Origin of the sequence: Psychrobacter cryohalolentis K5, from assembly GCF_000013905.1 — a bacterium.
Classification (GTDB): Bacteria; Pseudomonadota; Gammaproteobacteria; order Pseudomonadales; family Moraxellaceae; genus Psychrobacter; species Psychrobacter cryohalolentis.
In genome coordinates, this window is the sequence record NC_007969.1 from 358778 (window position 1) to 377511 (window position 18734).

Here is an 18734-nt window from a genome sequence, read left to right on the forward strand (position 1 = left end):
AAAGCGCTTCAAGTCATATATAAGATTATCTATATTCAATGAGACGGTAGCGAATACGATGAAAAACAAGGTAGATACGATGAAAAATCTCACTATTGTGGCTGATAGTAATATCGCAAGCCTTGATGAGTTCTTTAATCCTGTAGCGCTGGGTCAAAATACTGAGCAACAGGTGCAGGTCATACGTGTTGCTGGTCGTGATATCAATGCACAATTAATGGCAGATGTGCAGCCTGACGTTTTGTTGATACGCTCTGTCACTTCAATAAATGAATCACTATTAAGTGATAATAATAGCGTCAAATTCGTTGGTTCTGCGACCATTGGTACTGACCATGTCGATCAAGAATATTTGGCAGAACGCAATATTACCTTTGCCAATGCCGCTGGCTGTAGCAAGCATTCAGTCGCACAATACGTAGTGACTGCTATATTAACTTTACGCCCACAGTATTGGCAGCAATCCACGAAGCCATTAACAGTGGGCATCATCGGACTTGGTAATATCGGTAGTACGCTAGCTCAGTATGCCAATGATTTAGGCTGGAAAATATTGGGTTATGACCCTTTATTAGCCACATCCGATATCAATAACGCTAGTCTTGAGCAGGTATTGAGCCAAAGCGACATAGTAAGTTTACATGTTCCTTTAACGGATAAAAAAGATACGGATGCGCAAGATGCAGTTAGCAACAGCATTAGCAATAATGTCAGCGATTATCCAACGCGTCATTTAATTAATGCAGAAACTTTGACACTGATGTCGCCGCATACTATGCTGATTAATAGTGCGCGCGGACCTGTGATTGATGCCGCTGCCCTCGAAGCCGATATCGATGCGACTGAACGCCAAGTGGTATTGGATGTGTTTGAACATGAGCCGCAGATTTCTGAGAGTTTGCTATCAAAGCTTGCTATTGCCACTCCGCATATTGCTGGTTATACCTTAGAAGGTAAGCTGCGTGGCACGCAAATTATTTATGATGCCTTATGTGAAAAATTGGCAGTACTACCTGTATTATCGATGCATCAGTTACTACCACTCAATACTTATCTATGGTTTGAGCTAAAAGAACATCCAGACAGATTGCAAAAGTTTTATGACATTAAAAAAGACGATGCGGCATTAAGAAATAAAATAACCAACGGTAAAGTTAAAGGTTCAGATTTTGATCAGTTACGCCGTGATTACCATCTGCGCCGTGAATGGCAAGCACAAACAATCAGTGTGACTATTTAATTATCTGTTTTTACGATTTATGAGGCACTGTCACCAGTCATGAGTAAAGCCAATAGTCAGCCTTTATCTAATCTAAGCTATGCCCCAACGATGACCTTTGCAATGGCGCAGCAGCGTGCAAAATTAATGAGTGTCATTCGTCAGTTTTTTGCTATGCGTCAAGTATTAGAAGTGCAGACGCCGCTATTATCGCAAGCAGGCAATACCGATACCTTTTTGCAATCCGTAGCCGCACAGGTCACGTATCAAGACAAACCTTGTACTTATTATCTGCATACGTCACCTGAGTTTGCCATGAAGCGTTTGCTTGCCAGCTGGCAGGTGCCCATTTATCAAATCTGTCCGGTCTTTCGAGATAATGAGATCGGGGCGCGCCACAATATCGAATTCACCATGCTTGAATGGTATCAGCCAAATTATAGTCTGGATGGTCTGGCAGCAGAGCTTGGTGAATTATTAGAGATGGTCTATGGTCATCCGATAATCATGAGTCATTATCGCTACGTTGATGCTTTTATGGATTTTGTTGGTATTCACCCGCTGACCGCCAGTCTAGCAGCATTACAAGCCGTGGCAGAAGACAAAGATCTGATAGGATTTGATTTTAATAGTGCAGAGAGCTGCGATAGCGAACAAGACCGTCGTCAAAGCTGGCTGGATTTACTATTTAGCCATGCTGTTGAGCCAAATTTGGGTCACGATTTGCCGACATTGATTATTGAATATCCGCCTGCAACAGCTGCTTTAGCAAAAACCGCTATTGATAAAGAGGGGAATAAAGTCGCCAAACGTTTTGAGCTGTATATCAAAGGAATCGAGATTGCCAACGCTTATGATGAGTTAGCAGACGGGCAGGCGTTAAGGGAACGGTTTGAACAGGACAACAAATTGAGAGGGCGTCATAACTTGCCACAAATGCCTATTGATGAGCACTTAATAGCAGCGTCTGATGATTTGATACCTTGTAGCGGGATTGCTGTCGGTTTAGATAGGCTGCTGATGGTATTGACAGATGCAACGAGCTTAGAAGAAGTTATCTCATTTCCTAGTGGTTCGGCTTAGTCGCTCTTTGATAGATTCAACATAGTCGCCACTTATTTAACAAGACTATTAGAAAAAAGCGAGTAAGCCTTTTGACTTACTCGCTTTTTTGTCTGTCCTTTTATTTAGAACTAACTAGTACGGGGCGCCATTATAATTTTGCAATAGCCTCAGCAATGTTTGTCTCACCATTATGCATACTAAATACGGTGTTAATGCTATTGTCTGCATTAAGTACAGCCGCTAGCGTAGTTGCGACATCTTCGATTGAGTTCTCACCAGAATTATCATCATTGATGGTAATTTTTCCAGTAGCGGCTCGCTCTTTTAACGCTCCTGCTTGTACGATGGTGTAATCCAGACTGCTATTATGGATTAACCACTGATCAGCATAATGCTTGCAGATATAGTATTCTTTTAAATTTTCAATAGCTAAACTGTCCCATTTACTGGTGTCTAATGAAAAGACAGTACTTAGCATGATATAGCGCTTAATGCCTTTGTCATCTGCGGCTTGCATGGTTTTGACCGCCCCATGTAAATCTACTTCTAAGACGTCTTTGCCGCCAGAACCGGCGACGAAATATACGGCATCGATATCTTGCTCAATTTGCTGTTGAATTGCATCCTTGTTTGCAGTGATATCCAAATCTAATTGGCTATAATTATCGTCATTAAACAATCTTTCTTCCTGACGGGTGGTACCGATCACTTGGTGGTTATCTGCTAATAGTTGCTTAACCAAATCAGTACCCACTCGACCACTTGCGCCAATTACTAAAATTTTCATAATCATTCCTGTTGTTATCTGCTTTATCGTAATTTTAAAACGTATTGTCTTAAACGTTGAATATAGCGTAACAAGAAAAATCGGCACGCTTCGTTATGAAGCGTGCCGATTGCATAGTGTTTGGTTATAGAGTGTATACGGTTTGCAAGGAAGCAAAGCGCGTATAGTGGTTTTGAAATAATAGAGAGAACGTTATTTATAAAAGATTAGCGTACCAATTTGTTTAGCCCATCGGCAAAGGCTTTTTTATCACGATCGCCATAAGGTTTTTGTCCGCTCATCTCTTGCAGCTCAAGCACGCCAGTACCACGCATGGTGTCCATAAAATCACGCATATTGAGCTTTTGCTTAATATTGTTTTTGTCATAGACCACACCGCGTGTTGTCAGTACCATGCCACCTTTGTCCAAAATGTCATTGGCCAAAGGGATGTCACTGGTAATCGCCAAATCACCCGGCTGAATCTGCTCAACGATATAATCATCGGCTTTATCAAAGCCAGAGGGCACGACAGTCATCACCAGTAGAGGCGATTTACGCAGTTTGATTGGCTGATTGGCGACAAATATCGCCATCGTTTGTGTACGCTCAGCGGTCTTAATAATCAAGTCTTTGGCAATCAAAGGCACTGAATCTGCATCTACCCAAATCTGCATTATTTCTTAGCCTTCTCTGCTTTAGAGTTGGTTGACTCAAAATTTTGTTGCTCATTATCATCATTTGCTAAGCTTTCTCTATTTTCAGCGTCAGCCTTTACTTTAGCAGTAATTAGATCATCTTCCGCTGTTATCGGGTTATTGATAGACGTTACCTTTTTATCAAGACCAACTTTATTAGGCAGTACGGCGACCAGCTTTGCCAATGCAGGCTCTAAGTCAGCTACATCATTGGGCATCAAGGTAATATGGGCAATTTTACGGTCATCGCGCTCCGCTTTATGATAGCTGTGATAATGCACGCCGTCGATATTGAGCACTTCGCTGATATCAGGATATTGCCCCAAGACATTAATCATAATTGCTGGATAGACATTGTCAGTATCGCCTAGTGGCAGATTGACTACGGCACGAATATGATTCTCAAATTGGCTGGTGACAGCACCTTCAATACTCCAATGACCAGAATTGTGCACGCGTGGCGCTATCTCGTTGGCAAGTAGAGTATCATTGCCGCGAGCGTCTTTGGTCACAAATAGCTCAAGCGCCATAACCCCAACATAGCCCAAATGATTCATGACGTTGGTAATAGCATCAGTTGCTTGTTTGAATAAATGACTGGTACCAATAGCTGGTGCTTGGGTTTTGGCCAAGATACCCTGATGATGATGGTTTTCGACCAAATCATAACAGCGTACCTGACCGTTTTGACCTCGTGCGGCGATGATAGAAAGCTCCCGACTAAAGTGAATAAAACCTTCAGCAATCAATGGCGCTGGCGTTTGCGTCAGTGAGCCTGTACCCGTAACTGCATCCTTTAGCTCTTGCCAAGCGGCTTTGATATCACTGTCTTGTCTGATCACAAACTGACCTTTGCCATCATAACCGCCGCGACTGGTTTTAAGTACGATAGGTAATCCAAGCTTATGACAAGCTTGCTGTAATTCCGCCTCTGAACTAACAGACACGAAAGGTACGGTTGCGATATCAAGCGTATTAAACATCTGCTTTTCTTTTAAGCGATCTTGCGCAATATCTAGGGCAATCGTTGGCGGAAACATGCCTTGTTTGCTGCCAGATTTTGATAGATTTGCTAGTTGCTGAACGGTAGCAGTTGGGGTATTTTCAAACTCCAAAGTGAAGACGTCAGCTGCTTCAATAAAAGCATCTAATTGCTCGCTGCTAAAAACGCGCCCATATAGACTGGCCGGACAGTCAGCGCTGTCTTCCAAAAACACACAGTGATAGCCCAATGGCATAGCCGCTTGTGCCAGCATCATGCCAAGCTGACCACCGCCTAAAATACCAATGGTGCGGATAGTTTGAGTAACAGGGTAAGCGTTCGCTATGGTCATGGCAGGCTCTTTGATTCAAATAAACAAGGGGTTAAATGCTTCAATATATAAAAATATAAATGCATATGGCTATAAAGGCTATAAAAGTCTAACGAGTTAAAATAGGAAAAGGTGCATTGTATGCACCTTGTATTTAGTAAAACTTATCTAAAAATAAATATCAAGTAAACCCGCTTATATTTAAAATTAACGATAAAAATGGTAAATATAATAATTATTTACCATTCACTTAAGCTAAATACTAAGGATTGATAATACCGGGTGTTGGACTGGCAAGGATAGTATTGGTTTGGGTATTACGCAGATGGTCAAGTTTAGTAGCAATCGACTCATCATGCAAGGCAAGCACTTGAATAGCAAGCAGCGCAGCATTATAAGCGCCAGCGGATCCAATAGCTAATGTGCCAACTGCAACGCCTTTGGGCATCTGAACGATAGATAGTAAGCTGTCCCAACCACTCAGCATAGAGGATTTTACAGGGACACCAAAGACAGGTAGCGGCGTTTGACTGGCACACATACCGGGCAGATGAGCTGCTCCGCCAGCGCCAGCGATAATCACTTGCAAGCCGTTGCCTTTTGCGCTTTTAGCATAATCGAATAATCTGTCAGGCGTACGATGTGCTGAAACCACTTCACATTCAAAGGCGATATCAAAGTCTGCAAGCAATTGTGCTGCTGCGCTCATGGTTGCCCAATCAGACTGCGAACCCATGATAATGCCAACTTTTGGTTGACCAACAGGGGAGGTGATAGGTGCGTTCTGATCAGTAGCGTTAATCGTCGCTGAGATAATGCTCATGCTTTGATATCCTCAAAAAGACCATCATACAAAAATTTTGCTGTATTCGTAAAGCCAAGTTTGTGCTTTAATGCCAAATCACGCGTATAAAACATCATACATCTCAAAGATAGCCAAGTATGCGAGCCTCTTAATCATGATGATATTGGATAAAACGACTGGTCTTCAACGGTAAAGGCTGCTCACTATCGAGCTGATAACAGGTCAGATAACCGCTATCGACGGCTGCCGAATAATCGGTACAGACAACTTGCGGACTAAGCGGTTCAGGCTCGCCCGTTAGCCAATAATGTCCGACAAAGACAGGTTTGTGAGTTTTCAGAGTGAAATCAATATTTTCAGCCAATACATCTTTAGGAATTTGTGCCAATGCCGATAAAGGTGCACGCGCTACTTCATAAAGACTGCGTGTATTCAACTTATCAAGCCACCAGCGTACTCGTACGCGCGTGCGCTTGGCGCCTTCTTTATCGACCATCACTAAGCCTTTAGGCAGCGGCGTTTCAACGCCTTTTAATACGCGCTCTAATGCATCAAATTCTACAGTACCTTCTCTAGAAGTGGCAATAAGCCCATGGGTTGTCAGGCAATTATTCTCTGTCAATAACGGCTGCAATATTTCCATACTATCGAAATCCCAACAAGCATGTACAAAGCAGGCATAGTCGGTTTCAAGCCACAAAGGAATCTCACACAAGCGTCGTAGCCAATATTGATGTGTCTCTGAACCAAAGGGTACTTCTGCTAAAAACGCCTCATGCTGGCGGGTATGTATCTTATTATGTGAGCGCAGATATTGACTGCTATTATCAGGATCGAGGGTGGCAAAGGCGAGAGCATTATATTCATGATTGCCCATCACCGCATCAGCGACATCGGCATCGAGCATAGCAAAAACGATTTCTAACGTCGCTACCTGCTGTGAGCCGCGATCAATCAAATCCCCAATAAATAGCGCACGATGACCAAATGGCGGTACAAAGTACTGACCATTATGCACATAACCCAGTTGCTGTAACAATCCAACCAGCTTGTCTGCATAGCCGTGAATATCGCCGATAACATCTATAATCATAATAAAGTTTCAAATCTTAAATATAAAAGGGCGTAAAAAGTGGTTTTGTGAAAATAATACTCACTGTTATTCGTTTTTTTCTTGGTTCGTTACTGTTATTTTCAGTCATGTATTTTTAAAACCCCGGCGACAACAGCGCATTTAGAAAATGCGGCAGGACTTGTGGCTCTAAAATGATGGTGGCTATCACCCCAAATGCGCCGCCCCACATATGGGCCATATGATTGATGTTTGAGCCGCCGCGTTTATCAGAATAGATACTGTAAGCGACATAGGCCACTGCAAATAAGATAGCGGGAATAGGAATGATCGCAAACAGATAGATTTTTTCCCAAGGAGCAAGCAATATAAACGCAAACAATACAGCAGAGACACCGCCTGATGCGCCAAGGCTTAAATAGCTGGCACTTTGCTTGTGCTTAATATAACTTGGAATCATCGCAACAATAATAGCCAGTACATAGAAAAGCAGAAAGCCATAACCGAACAAAAACTTTTGGTATAAGCCCTCAATAGCACGACCAAAAAAGTATAAAGTGAACATATTAAAGAGCAAGTGCATGCTGTCAGCATGGATAAATCCATGAGTCACAAAGCGATCCCATTGACCATTGTTCACTGCTGGGGGATAAAAAATCAGTCGATTAAACACTGCTTTGTTTTGCCACGCCAATAGACTGACAATAACCGTAATAATAATGATAAGCGTCGTCTGGTTAAACAAAGGATAGTCCTTAGGTTGAGTCTGATAGATAGCAGTGATAAGTAAGGCAATACTTATAACATAGGTTGTGTTGGTTATTGTCATCCAAATATGAATAATAAACAGTTACGTATTCATCTTAATAATAGTAGCAGCGATTATCATGCAAAAACCAATATGGGACAAAATTGTGCTTTAATGCTTGTTTATATTGAATAATATAACATCGTACGAGTGACAGTGAGTAATGCTTCGTATACTGACAGTAACGACTGATGCTATGACCAATCAAAATATATTGACTATATATGTAACATTAACGCTGACAGAGGCAGTAACTTATGAGTATCATCGATCAACTAGAGCAAACGGTGACCCCAGCTATATTGGGTAACAATGGTAGCGTCTCCCATGTCAGCTTATTGGAACAATTTTATGCGATTTTGGCATCGCGTTTGGCATTGCCACATATCTACTCACAGTTATTGCGTGACGATGCCATCGTTACCAATGGCAATGTCGCACAACCACCGTTATTTGAGCAACTTTGGCAAACCGCAAGCTTACGTCGGTTGATGATTCAAGAGCTGGCATCGACCCATCATATTGATGAGTTTACGACGATGCAGCTGCTGATAAATGCCGCGCCACTGGCCTATCAAGAGTTAAAAATACTGGCTAATGGACAATTTTTGCCAGCCTTTTTGCAAGGTGAACAAGCCTCATTGCGCCCTTATTTGCCGATATGGTCCGCACCTATCATTGGCGCACCGCAGCATACTGATGATGAGCTGTTTCAGAGCCAGAGAGTATTGGCAGGGACTGTGATACCAGCTATTGCTTTAAATAACTACAAGCCCGCCGCTGTCGATATTATCGCTTCACCGAGTTTCACAGCAGAATCGCCGATACCAACTTTAGATGAGCGTCTCAGCACTGATTCGATTCATGTCAGTCCAGCAGAGCATCATTTGGCAGAAAATAGCAGCCTACGCCGAGAAAAAACACGTACCCGTAATCAACGCAATGATATGTTGCTATGGACATTTGTATTACTAGGGGCAGTGACCGCTATTGGACTTGTGTGGGCATTATTAGTCAAGCCAAATGACACGCCGCCAGTAGAAGCTGCGGTGACAACGCCAGTTGTCGTGTCGCCTGTGATTGAACCGCCAGTACAAGTGGTAACGCCAATTGAGCTCATAGTTGGGGTGGATAACAATGGCAGTCTTTATACTTGTAGTGGGTCAGTGGGCGATGTCGCGCTACAAAGCCTATTACAACAGGCGCTCAATACCAGCTTTGGTGAGCAGGCAGGGATGTGTCAGTTAACTGTCAAAGAAGGCGTTGCAAGCAGCGTTGCCAATATGCCAATAGAGATATTACCTAATGTGCTTACATTATTGAGAGCAGCGCCGTTTGCGCGCTTACAATTACAGAATGATCGCATCACGGTAGAGGCGCCAGATGCTATGCAGCTACAGCGCTTAATGACAGATATGCGTACATTGCTACCATCGATGATGATTGAGAGTACTGCGCCACTACCACTACCTAGCAACCCTAATGATATGAATAATGGTATCGTGGAGCAACAAGGTATGGCGACTAATAATTTTAATAATCAATTTGAGAATGCGCCTGCCAATAACAATGCTAACAACAGCGCTAATAATGTGGAATATCAAGCACCAGACGATGAGACCAACGATAGTGTGATGCCAGCGCCTGTCAGAAATAATAATACTAATAATTTTAATAGCGTGCCTTCAGGTTCAAATGGCTCTATCTCTTTATCTGAAGTTGATGACATGGCAAACAATGTTATTGTGGTTGAACCTGCTCAAGTCAGAAGATAAGTCACTAACATTTTTAAAGACTATAAAAGTGTCTTATATTCTATAAGGCACTTTTTTGTTTCTACTAATAAGCAGTTTTTTAGGCAATATTTGATTGGCACTGTTTTAATATTGCAATTTAATGTTGAGCTGAATATAGATTCGCAATTTTTACTTTATAGGCATCATAGTTACGAGTAACAACTGAAATATTACTTATTGTAGCATTTGCACAACAGCGCGTTGATTGTGAACGCCTTCTTAATACTTTTATAATGACGAAAGCTGAATCTGGTCATTGCCCACTTTATAGCGTGGCTAGGTGTTATTTCAGACGATTAAATTTTAGATTACTACTGTTATAGATTAGCACTGACATAACGCGCTTTTTTTTGAGCGCGTAAACGATATAAAACAAGTCACATAAAATAATGATGAATTGAGGAAGGATGCTATGGATATTATCAGTCATTTGACACGGACAGTCAGTCCAGCGGTACTTGGAGACGATCACAATCCCGCCAAGAAAAATTTACTTGAACAGTTCTATGCTATTTTTGCGGCGCGTCTAGCAAACAATCAGACCCATGACCGTTTTGCCAATGAAACGATTGCTCGTGATGATCAAGGTTTTTATGATCGTGTATGGACAGAAGACGCACATCGCGATCAAATCGCTCGCGAGCTTGCTGGTAAGCATAACGTCGATGTTACGGCTGCTCGTGGCTTAATTGCCATGGCAGCACCGCTTGCTTATCATGAAATCAAAAGTTTGGCGGGCACGACGCCAGTACCGCAATTTTTAAACGAAAATATTGACAGTTATCAGCGTCATATTCCCGTATGGGCAACGGCTGTATTGCCTGTTGGCGTGATTGCTGCTGCTCCTGTTTCTACTGGTACACATATATCAGATACTGTGAGCACCGCGCCGCTACAGCGCGAAGCAGAAAAAGATGGCAGCTTTATGAAGGCGCTGTTACCTATTATTGGATTGATTATTTTAGGGGCTTTAGCTTGGGCGCTATTAAGAGGCTGTCAAGATAAGCCTGAGCCGGTCGGCAAGCCTGTTGTGACAGAGCAACAAGCCGCGGATAGTGATGGGCAGGCAGTTGCAGGTGATATTACACCAGCATCCTTGCGTATTGCTACTGGTGAAGATAGTGAGCTATATGCATGTCGTATGGATGTGGGTAATGACACGCTACAGAGCAATGTCATGACTGCGCTGACTGGCGTGTTTGGTGATGCCGCCAATAATTGCCGTGCAGATGTCGATGATAATTTCTCCATTGATATGCCAGCGACTGCGCAGCTTGCCACTATTTTACCTATTTTTAAAAATGTCCCAAATGCCAGTATGTTGGTCAAAGGCGATACGATTACGGTCAATGCTGCTGATACTGCCGCTTTAACCAAATTGGTATCTGATTTACAAGCTGCTGCGCCAGCGATGACAGTTATTGCTGAAGGTCCACTGAATGAGCAAACTGAGATTGCTGATAGCTTAACAGCGTCTGAGGCGGCAATGGATAACTTGGGTCAGAACCCCGATCCTCGTGATGTCGCGCGCGCCTTAAGTCTACAAGTGGTCAATTTCGAAGTAGATAAAGCGGTGATTCCTGACGCCAATAAAGCGCTATTAGATCGCGCTGTGAAGCTAATGGAGCAAGTGCCCAATATGACACTGATGATTATTGGTCACACTGACAAAACAGCAGATGCTGCTTATAATCTAAAGCTATCAGAAGAGCGTGCGCAGGCTATGAAGGCGTATTTGGTCGCGCAAGGTGTTGATCCCAGCAAGCTTATGACCAAAGGTATGGGTGAGACCGATCCTATAGCGGACAATACGACAGACCAAGGTCGTTTCCGTAACCGCCGTATCGAGTTTGTGGTCTATGACGAAACGGCTACGGCCAATGATGGCTTAGCGATTAATAGTGATGCGCTTGATCCAGACCTAAATCCATTAGACAGCGACAACGATGATTTAATGCCAGATGCTGATGATGCTAGCCGTGGTACAGCATTGGATCCAGCTGCAACCAATTAAGCGAAGCGTTAAGATACATTGAATTAAACTATAAATTAGAAAAACCGCATCTTAATCAAGGTGCGGTTTTTGTTCTGTATATTCTTCTATATTAAATTAACTTGATTGCCACTTATTAGATGTAACTTGTTGGGTCTCTTAGCTCAAGATTAGCGGATGCCTTAGAGTCTAATGCAGTAGGAAAGAACGTCTGCGAGATATTTTCTTTTGCTTGTTGCCAATAGTCAAACTGCTGACAAGTCGATTCAAGGTCGCCTTGCCAAGCGGGTATCTGTCCACACATGGTTTTGATGCGTTTTTGATTGGGATAGGGCAGCTCTTGCGCCGCTTTTGCTGCTTCATGAGCCGCGACGCGATCATTACAAACCAAAGCAATATCGCAGCCAGCTTCGATCGCTGCTTTGACGCGCGCACTGACATCACCCGCAGCTTTTGCCCCTGCCATAGACAAGTCATCAGAAAACAATACCCCGTCAAAATTTAGCTGCTCACGAATAATGTCTTTGAGCCAAATCTTAGAAAAACCCGCTGGTTTATTATCTACTTGCGAAAAAATCACATGTGCTGGCATCAAAGCATCAAGCCAAGGCAACGTTTGCGCAAATGGCTGCATATCACTGTTCATAATCTCATCTAAGCTACGATCATCGATGGCTTCAGCAACATGCGAGTCGGGGGCTATTGCACCGTGACCAGGGAAATGCTTGCCCGTCGTTGCCATCCCAGCGGCTTTCATACCGCGCATAAATTGTGCTGCCAAAGCAGTGATAGCTTGCGGCTCATGGTGGAAGCTGCGATCACCGATAACTTGGCTGATACCATCTCTATCGAGCACCGGTGCAAAGCTTAAATCAATGCCCGCTGCTAATACTTCTGATGCCATCAAATAACCACAATCATATGCACAGTCTAGAGCGCGATTGGGGTCTTGGTTAAATAATTCACCAAGTCTTCCCATTGCTGGCAGTGGCGTAAAACCGTTACGCAATCTGGCAACGCGTCCGCCTTCTTGATCGACCCCAATCAGAATGTCAGCATTGTGACAACGTATATCGTCACACAGCGCGCGCACTTGGGCGGCATCGGTGACGTTTCTGGCGAATAATATGACCCCACCAACTTGTGCTTGTCTAATTAAGCTGACATCTTCAGCCGTCAGCGCGGTACTATCGATATCAATCATTAAAACGCCATACATTGCGTGATCCTTATGAGGTTATATATTGTTATATGCTACGGTAAACTAAAAAATCATGAGAAATGACATCTATTATTCATCGCTATCAGGGGCTTATTATGACAGTAATTACGAGTCCAGCATAATGTATCACGGGAATCCATTGGAAGACATTTTAATACATTGACCGATATTCGTTAAATGGATACGTTTGGTTTATGTAGTAGGAAACTTGGTATGAGCGCGCGCAGCGTGTAAGATTGTTTATACAGTTTGAGACAGAGCTATATTCATGCCCATGCTAGTATTGATTGGTTTTTTAACGATAAACCCAACATAATCCTTATGCAGATATAAGCTTTTAGTGCTAGCGTAACGCATGGTTTAGTGTTAAATATAAGAGAGTAAAAATAGCTAGCTTTTATGGACAGCCATTTATAGATATTTTTTGATTTTGCTAAAAACAGAGCATACTTTTCACTTAAAATAATTAGGTAGATATGATGAAAAAACAACCAGCACAGTGGTTACTCAGTGCAGCGTCAGTGGGCATCGCAGGTTTAATTCTTACCCAGAGCTACGGCACTGCAGTAGCTGATACCAATACCGAAGGTTTTAAACAGACGCCTGAGCAACAGGTTACCACGCGCCAAGTAGCGGCATTGCTGGATCGCAGTCATTATCTTAATCAGCCACTGGATACAGCGACTGGTAGCGAGATTTTGTCTATGTATATCGATAGTCTCGATCCAAACCATACGTTGTTTTTGCAATCTGATGTTGATGAGTTTAAGAAAAAGTATGCCGATGAATTTGGTGCGCGTTTAAAGCGTGGTGATTTGTCTACTGGGGTAGAAGTATTTGAGCGCTATCGTAAACGCTCAAATGAGTATTTTGCCATGGCAAAAAAGATGCTAAAAACGGATATCAATTTGACCAGCAAGGATAACATTGTCCTTGACCGTGAAAAACTCAATCATTTTAAAACCAAAAAAGAGCAGCGCGACTATTGGGCAAGTCAGTTAAAGTTTCAGTTGATGAGTATTACTTTGGGTAAGGAAGATGAAAAAGCAAAAGAAAAAGTCTTTTTAGACAACCCAGATATCACGCGTGGTCAAGATTTGGTCCGTAATGATGAGCGCACGCCAAGTGAGATTTTACTAAACCGATTGTCTCGTCAGCAAGAGCAGTTTACCCGTCTCAAAGATGATGAGATTATGGAAACCATCTTAAACACGGCGATGCTGACCTACGATCCTCACAGTAATTATTACGCGCCAATTCAAGCCAATGAGCTGCAAATACAATCTAGCCTACAGTTAGAAGGGATTGGGGTATCTATCCGCCCTGACCGCAAAAACCCAGACTATACCCGTATTGTTACCTTAGTCGATGGCGGTCCGGCAGCAAAATCCGGTCAAATTAAGCCCAACGATTTAATTATTGGTATTGCCAAAGACGGCGAGACCATGACCGATGTGGTTGGTTGGTCAACGCGAGAAATCGTCAGTCTGATTCGTGGTAAGCGCGGTACATCGGTGACGATTAAAGTTCGTCAGCCTAATACCCCTGATGCCAGCGCCCGTAATGTAACCGTGGTTCGAGATATTATTGCACAAGAAGAATCAGGCGTCACTCAGCGTGTTGTTGAAGTTCAGCGTCCAAATATCGATAAAACTCCGAAACGTATCGGTGTTCTTGAAATACCAAGCTTTTATTTGAACTACCGAGCCCGCCGTAATGGTGAGGATTATCGTAGTGTCAGTATCGATACCGAAAAAGCATTGAAAGAGTTAAATAAAAAGAATATCGATGGCTTGGTCGTTGATTTGCGCAATAATCCAGGTGGCTCACTAGATGAAGTTGCCAAGATGCTTGGCTTCTTTATTAAGAGTGGTCCGCTAGTACAGATTCGTGATAATCGTGGCAATATTCAAGTCTACCGTGATGATGACGGTGGTGAGCAGCTATATGATGGTAAGGTAGTCGTTTTGACCAATCTTGCATCTGCGTCAGCAAGTGAGATTTTTGCTGCCGCTATCCAAGACTATGGACGTGGCTTGATAGTCGGTAGTACTACAACAGGTAAAGGCTCAGCGCAAATCCAATTAGACAGCTTGGCGCTTGGTTCTGCGACATTAACGCAGCGTAAATTCTATCGTATCACCGGTGGTAGTACGCAGAATAAAGGCGTGGTCCCTGATATTGAATTGGTCAACATCTATGACGATGCAACCTTTGGCGAGCGCGCACAGAAAAAGGCGCTGCCTTGGGATACAATTAAGACTGCACCGTATAAGCCTGAAGGTAACTTCACGTCGAATACCTTGGCGACGCTAAACCAACAGTCGAAAATCCGCCAACAAAAAAATCCGCAGTTCGTTTATTTATCAACGCTCAATGATATCCGTAATATGGAAGATGAGAAAAAACCAGTTGCGCTCGATATCAATAAACGCCGTGCCAAAATGCAGCTAATAGAAAAACGCTCCCTAGAGGCTGAGAACAAGCGTCAGATTGCAACTGGTGAGCGTCCTTATGCCAACTGGAATACTTATCAAGCGGCAATGGATGCAAAGTTTGAAGAGCGCAGTCAGATGAAGGCTGCTGAACGTCCAGAGCTACTAGAAGATGAAGCTTTCATTAATGAAGCGGCTTATATTATGCTCAGTGCTGAGCCAACAAAGCTGAGCAGTCCTGAAGAAAAGCTATAAAAATTATTGTAAACTATTATCTATTCAGCTGCCCAAACTCTACGAAAAATACACGTAAGCATATGCTTACAAGGATTGACGTTTAGACCTCTTACTTAGTATGGGTCAATCTGCGATTATACATCTACGGCACGATTGAACTGAAAGGTTCAGAGGTACTAGGGATTGGTATCTGGAAAGTCGCATAAGGGATAGGTAGTTTGCTGATTAGGGATGATAGGGCTGGATGCCCGACCGTTATAAAATACTTCGGGATTAAGTATTGAATGACAGTAACATGGATGGTTGGTAATAAAAGCCGCATAATGCTAGTCATTATGCGGCTTTGTTACGTCTGGGCTTCGTGATATTTTAAAGGTCTTAATTTCAAGTAAGTGCAAATAAAAACCTTTGAATTTGCTCATAAAAAAGGGTCAATAGAAAAATCTACTGACCCCTTGCAACAAAGGATGGGCTTCATCACTCATTGCTTATGCATCTAGCACAATAATCTATAAGAGATTAGTGTTCAACGCCACCTGCGCCATGTACATGACCGTGGTTTAGTTCATCTTCAGTAGCAGCACGTACTTCTTGGATTTCAACATCAAAAGTCAAACGCTTGCCAGCTAGTGGATGGTTTGCATCAACAGTCACTTCTTTGTCACTGACGGCAGTCACAGTAACTAGCATCACTTGACCACCAGCTTCTGACTGAAACTGCATACCAGGCTGGATATCTTCAACGCCTTGGAAGTTGTCACGTGGTACATGTTGTACCGCTTGTTCTTGGTATTCGCCGTAACCATCAGCAGGCTCAACAACAGCATTAACTCTTTCGCCAGCAGATTTACCTTCTAGTTGTTGCTCTAGACCTGGGATGATATTACTGTGACCATGCAAATAAGCAAGTGGTTGACCTTCTGGAGATTGGTCAAGGATATTACCTTCGTCGTCTTTTAGCGTGTAGTTGAACTTGACGGCAGTGTCTTTTGCGATAGTAGTCATAAATTATCCTAAATATGTTGATATTAAAAATTAAATACGGTTGCAATAAACCTAAAAAAGCCAATCAGCCAGCCAAATAGCCACGTCATCAGTTAATTATCATCAGTTTATTAGGGTAACTTTAGCAGTTAGCCTCTTTAATTGCGATAACTCCCATCACTTTCAAGGTTAAAACAACAAAAAATGCCAATTAATCGTGTAATTGAGCAGAATAATCCATGTTTTTAGCATATTAACCAAATACTGCGTTGCTGGTTTTAGGTTCGCCAGTTGCGTTTTTGAGCAATGACTTCTACCATAGCAATAATTATAAGGATAAAAAAATATGACTTCACTCTCTCATGCTGCCGATAATCAGCCATCTAATATTAACTACCAATTCGACTTTGAGCGTTTTTTAGAGCATCTGGTTGATGTCACGCTTAGGTTTACAACAGATACAGACGCGCCAAGCTTATGGCTACCAGCATGGATACCGGGTAGTTATTTGATGCGTGAATTTGCTCGAAATATCACCGCTGTACATTACGAGATATTGGATAAAGAGTTATCGGATAACCAGATTGCGAATAATAAAAATCCTAAGTGTTATCGCGCGCAAAAAACTGATAAGCACACATGGCAATTGCCACATGCAAAAGCAGGGCAAACGATAAGTGTATATTACGAAGTATATTGTTATGATTTATCGGTACGCACGGCTTATGTCGATCAGCAGCGCTTGTACGGCAATTTTACCTCACTGGCATTGGCAGTTGCTGGGCAAGAGCAATCACCAATCCAAGTTAGCTTGATGGTACCCGAAGCCTTTTTTATTGATAAAAATAAAGATCAAGTATTACTAGCGTGTGGACTTAAAGCCACACATTTACAAAGCGATCAGCAATATTTATATGGTGTGCAAGCGGACAGCTATCACGAACTGATTGATTATCCGTTTGAGATTGCGATACAAGAGAAATTTGATTTTATCATTCAAGATAATCAGCATCAGACGCTGAGCCATCAATTTTTCCTCGCAGGTAAGCATAATGCCAATATGGGACGATTGCAGCAAGACCTAACTCGGATCTGCCAGATGTATCTCAATTGGTTGGGTGACGCGCCATTTAATGATTATACTTTTATGACTTATGCTAGTGGGCAAGATTATGGCGGCTTGGAGCACATCAATTCGACCAGTTTGATTATCCCACGCCGTGATTTACCTCGTATCAATGAGCCAGCACTACCAAGTAGCGATTACCAACGATTTTTAGGCTTGTGTAGTCATGAGTATTTTCATGCGTGGTGGGTCAAGACAGTTCGTCCCGATGTGATGCTAGATGTGGATTTACGCTGCGAAGCTTTTACACCTTTGCTATGGGTATTTGAAGGCTTTACCTCCTATATCGACGATTTTATGCTGCAAGCCTCAGGGGTTATTGATAAGGCAAGCTATCTAAAGTTATTGGCAGAACAAATTAATCGCTATCACCAAACGCCGGGTCGCGCACAGCAAAGTGTGGCAGAATCGAGCTTTGATGCGTGGATTAAGCTGTATCGCAACGATGAAAATACTGGCAATGCGGGTATCAGTTACTACAATAAAGGAGCTTTAGTGGCGTTATGTCTTGATTTAACGCTACTAGAAAAAAGCGCGGGACATTATCGTTTATTTGATGTGGTCAAAGCTTTTTATAAACAAGCGAAGCAAAATGACAATCAGCGCGTCGGGATTAGTAGTGCCGATATGGGGACTGTCATTGGGCAGTTTATGCCAGTAGCGGATTGGGAAGAGTTTGAGCGCTGCTATGTTAATGGTGTTAAAGAGTTGCCTCTGAAACCGTTGTTAGCCGCTAACGGTATTCAGTTACATAGTAATACCAAAGAGACCGCTGATAAACATGTACCGTGGGGTATGAGATGTACTGAAACGCCAATGGGACTCAAGGTCAGTAAGGTAGCGCGCGCGAGCGCCGCGGCAAAAGCTGGACTCTCAGCACATGATGTTATTATCGCAATTGATGGTATCAAAGCAGATAACAAACAACTAGCGCTATTCAATGATGCATCACACGACATTGAATGCCATTTGTTTCGCCGTGATGAGCTGATGACGGTTAAGGTTGTACCGAAAATCGATACAGATGAGTGTGATGGTTTAGATAAAGTCTTTCCACATAGTATTAGCTTGCGTTTAGCAAAGGCTAATACAGATGATGAAAATAAGATAAATGAATTAAAAACAGAAAGTGCTTGGTTAGATGTGATGAAGGGTGCCCAGTCATAGTGATTTGGCTATCACACGTAGTTGAGTG

At 42.7% G+C, this 18734-nt stretch carries 14 protein-coding genes; 6 read left to right on the forward strand and 8 right to left on the reverse strand.

The window, feature by feature from the left end:
* Nucleotides 1–79 precede the first annotated feature (79 nt).
* Both PCRYO_RS01555 and epmA read left to right on the forward strand, forming a co-directional pair.
* Nucleotides 80–1240 (forward strand): 4-phosphoerythronate dehydrogenase, encoded by a 1161-nt coding sequence (locus PCRYO_RS01555; RefSeq protein WP_011512670.1) that lies wholly within the window; start codon nucleotides 80–82, stop codon nucleotides 1238–1240.
* A 39-nt stretch (nucleotides 1241–1279) separates the two neighbouring features.
* Nucleotides 1280–2302, forward strand: coding sequence for an EF-P lysine aminoacylase EpmA (gene epmA / locus PCRYO_RS01560; protein WP_011512671.1), 1023 nt, complete (start codon nucleotides 1280–1282; stop codon nucleotides 2300–2302).
* A gap of 130 nt (nucleotides 2303–2432) precedes the next feature.
* Here epmA and PCRYO_RS01565 read toward each other — a convergent pair whose 3' ends face one another.
* The 6 genes from PCRYO_RS01565 to PCRYO_RS01590 all read right to left on the reverse strand — a co-directional run bounded on the left by PCRYO_RS01565 (nucleotide 2433) and on the right by PCRYO_RS01590 (nucleotide 7683).
* Nucleotides 2433–3071 (reverse strand): NAD(P)H-binding protein, encoded by a 639-nt coding sequence (locus PCRYO_RS01565; RefSeq protein ID WP_011512672.1) that lies wholly within the window; start codon nucleotides 3069–3071, stop codon nucleotides 2433–2435.
* A gap of 206 nt (nucleotides 3072–3277) precedes the next feature.
* On the reverse strand, nucleotides 3278–3727 hold the full coding sequence (locus PCRYO_RS01570; protein WP_011279582.1) for a YaiI/YqxD family protein: 450 nt from the start codon (nucleotides 3725–3727) through the stop codon (nucleotides 3278–3280).
* Entirely contained in the window at nucleotides 3727–5082 is a 1356-nt protein-coding gene (locus PCRYO_RS01575) for a 5-(carboxyamino)imidazole ribonucleotide synthase (protein ID WP_011512673.1), read from the reverse strand. The genes PCRYO_RS01570 and PCRYO_RS01575 overlap by 1 nt, the downstream gene beginning before the upstream one ends.
* A gap of 241 nt (nucleotides 5083–5323) precedes the next feature.
* Entirely contained in the window at nucleotides 5324–5884 is a 561-nt protein-coding gene (purE, locus tag PCRYO_RS01580) for a 5-(carboxyamino)imidazole ribonucleotide mutase (RefSeq protein ID WP_011512674.1), read from the reverse strand.
* Nucleotides 5885–6014: 130 nt separating this feature from the next.
* Nucleotides 6015–6959: a metallophosphoesterase gene (locus tag PCRYO_RS01585; RefSeq protein ID WP_011512675.1), complete on the reverse strand. Its 945-nt coding sequence runs from the start codon at nucleotides 6957–6959 to the stop codon at nucleotides 6015–6017.
* Between the two features lie 115 nt (nucleotides 6960–7074).
* Nucleotides 7075–7683, reverse strand: a complete 609-nt coding sequence (locus tag PCRYO_RS01590) for a rhomboid family intramembrane serine protease (RefSeq protein ID WP_041752934.1) — start codon at nucleotides 7681–7683, stop codon at nucleotides 7075–7077.
* A gap of 320 nt (nucleotides 7684–8003) precedes the next feature.
* On the opposite strand from PCRYO_RS01590, the gene PCRYO_RS01595 reads away from it, so the two are divergent.
* Together PCRYO_RS01595 and PCRYO_RS01600 are read left to right on the forward strand one after the other, a co-directional pair.
* On the forward strand, nucleotides 8004–9521 hold the full coding sequence (locus PCRYO_RS01595) for a hypothetical protein (protein WP_011512677.1): 1518 nt from the start codon (nucleotides 8004–8006) through the stop codon (nucleotides 9519–9521).
* A 433-nt stretch (nucleotides 9522–9954) separates the two neighbouring features.
* Nucleotides 9955–11556 carry an OmpA family protein gene (locus PCRYO_RS01600; protein ID WP_011512678.1) on the forward strand — a complete coding sequence of 534 codons (1602 nt, stop codon included), beginning with the start codon at nucleotides 9955–9957 and terminating at the stop codon, nucleotides 11554–11556.
* Nucleotides 11557–11671: 115 nt separating this feature from the next.
* On the opposite strand, the gene nagZ is transcribed toward PCRYO_RS01600, so the two are convergent.
* Entirely contained in the window at nucleotides 11672–12754 is a 1083-nt protein-coding gene (gene nagZ, locus PCRYO_RS01605; RefSeq protein WP_011512679.1) for a beta-N-acetylhexosaminidase, read from the reverse strand.
* A gap of 482 nt (nucleotides 12755–13236) precedes the next feature.
* Between nagZ and PCRYO_RS01610 the strand changes: the two genes are divergently transcribed.
* Nucleotides 13237–15447 carry a carboxy terminal-processing peptidase gene (locus tag PCRYO_RS01610; protein ID WP_041752936.1) on the forward strand — a complete coding sequence of 737 codons (2211 nt, stop codon included), beginning with the start codon at nucleotides 13237–13239 and terminating at the stop codon, nucleotides 15445–15447.
* Nucleotides 15448–15948: 501 nt separating this feature from the next.
* Here PCRYO_RS01610 and PCRYO_RS01615 read toward each other — a convergent pair.
* Nucleotides 15949–16434 (reverse strand): FKBP-type peptidyl-prolyl cis-trans isomerase, encoded by a 486-nt coding sequence (locus PCRYO_RS01615; RefSeq protein WP_011279591.1) that lies wholly within the window; start codon nucleotides 16432–16434, stop codon nucleotides 15949–15951.
* A 325-nt stretch (nucleotides 16435–16759) separates the two neighbouring features.
* Between PCRYO_RS01615 and PCRYO_RS01620 the strand changes: the two genes are divergently transcribed.
* Nucleotides 16760–18706, forward strand: a complete 1947-nt coding sequence (locus tag PCRYO_RS01620) for a M61 family metallopeptidase (RefSeq protein ID WP_011512681.1) — start codon at nucleotides 16760–16762, stop codon at nucleotides 18704–18706.
* Nucleotides 18707–18734 lie beyond the last annotated feature (28 nt).

Bases quoted from the DNA above. Each gene is read 5' to 3' on its own strand.
- purE (WP_011512674.1), bottom strand. From the start codon at position 5,884: ATGAGCATTATCTCAGCGACGATTAACGCTACTGATCAGAACGCACCT.
- PCRYO_RS01610 (WP_041752936.1), top strand. From the start codon at position 13,237: ATGAAAAAACAACCAGCACAGTGGTTACTCAGTGCAGCGTCAGTGGGC.
- PCRYO_RS01620 (WP_011512681.1), top strand. From the start codon at position 16,760: ATGACTTCACTCTCTCATGCTGCCGATAATCAGCCATCTAATATTAAC.
- PCRYO_RS01595 (WP_011512677.1), top strand. From the start codon at position 8,004: ATGAGTATCATCGATCAACTAGAGCAAACGGTGACCCCAGCTATATTG.
- PCRYO_RS01565 (WP_011512672.1), bottom strand. From the start codon at position 3,071: ATGAAAATTTTAGTAATTGGCGCAAGTGGTCGAGTGGGTACTGATTTG.
- PCRYO_RS01585 (WP_011512675.1), bottom strand. From the start codon at position 6,959: ATGATTATAGATGTTATCGGCGATATTCACGGCTATGCAGACAAGCTG.
- PCRYO_RS01570 (WP_011279582.1), bottom strand. From the start codon at position 3,727: ATGCAGATTTGGGTAGATGCAGATTCAGTGCCTTTGATTGCCAAAGAC.
- PCRYO_RS01615 (WP_011279591.1), bottom strand. From the start codon at position 16,434: ATGACTACTATCGCAAAAGACACTGCCGTCAAGTTCAACTACACGCTA.
- nagZ (WP_011512679.1), bottom strand. From the start codon at position 12,754: ATGTATGGCGTTTTAATGATTGATATCGATAGTACCGCGCTGACGGCT.
- PCRYO_RS01575 (WP_011512673.1), bottom strand. From the start codon at position 5,082: ATGACCATAGCGAACGCTTACCCTGTTACTCAAACTATCCGCACCATT.
- PCRYO_RS01555 (WP_011512670.1), top strand. From the start codon at position 80: ATGAAAAATCTCACTATTGTGGCTGATAGTAATATCGCAAGCCTTGAT.
- PCRYO_RS01600 (WP_011512678.1), top strand. From the start codon at position 9,955: ATGGATATTATCAGTCATTTGACACGGACAGTCAGTCCAGCGGTACTT.
- epmA (WP_011512671.1), top strand. From the start codon at position 1,280: ATGAGTAAAGCCAATAGTCAGCCTTTATCTAATCTAAGCTATGCCCCA.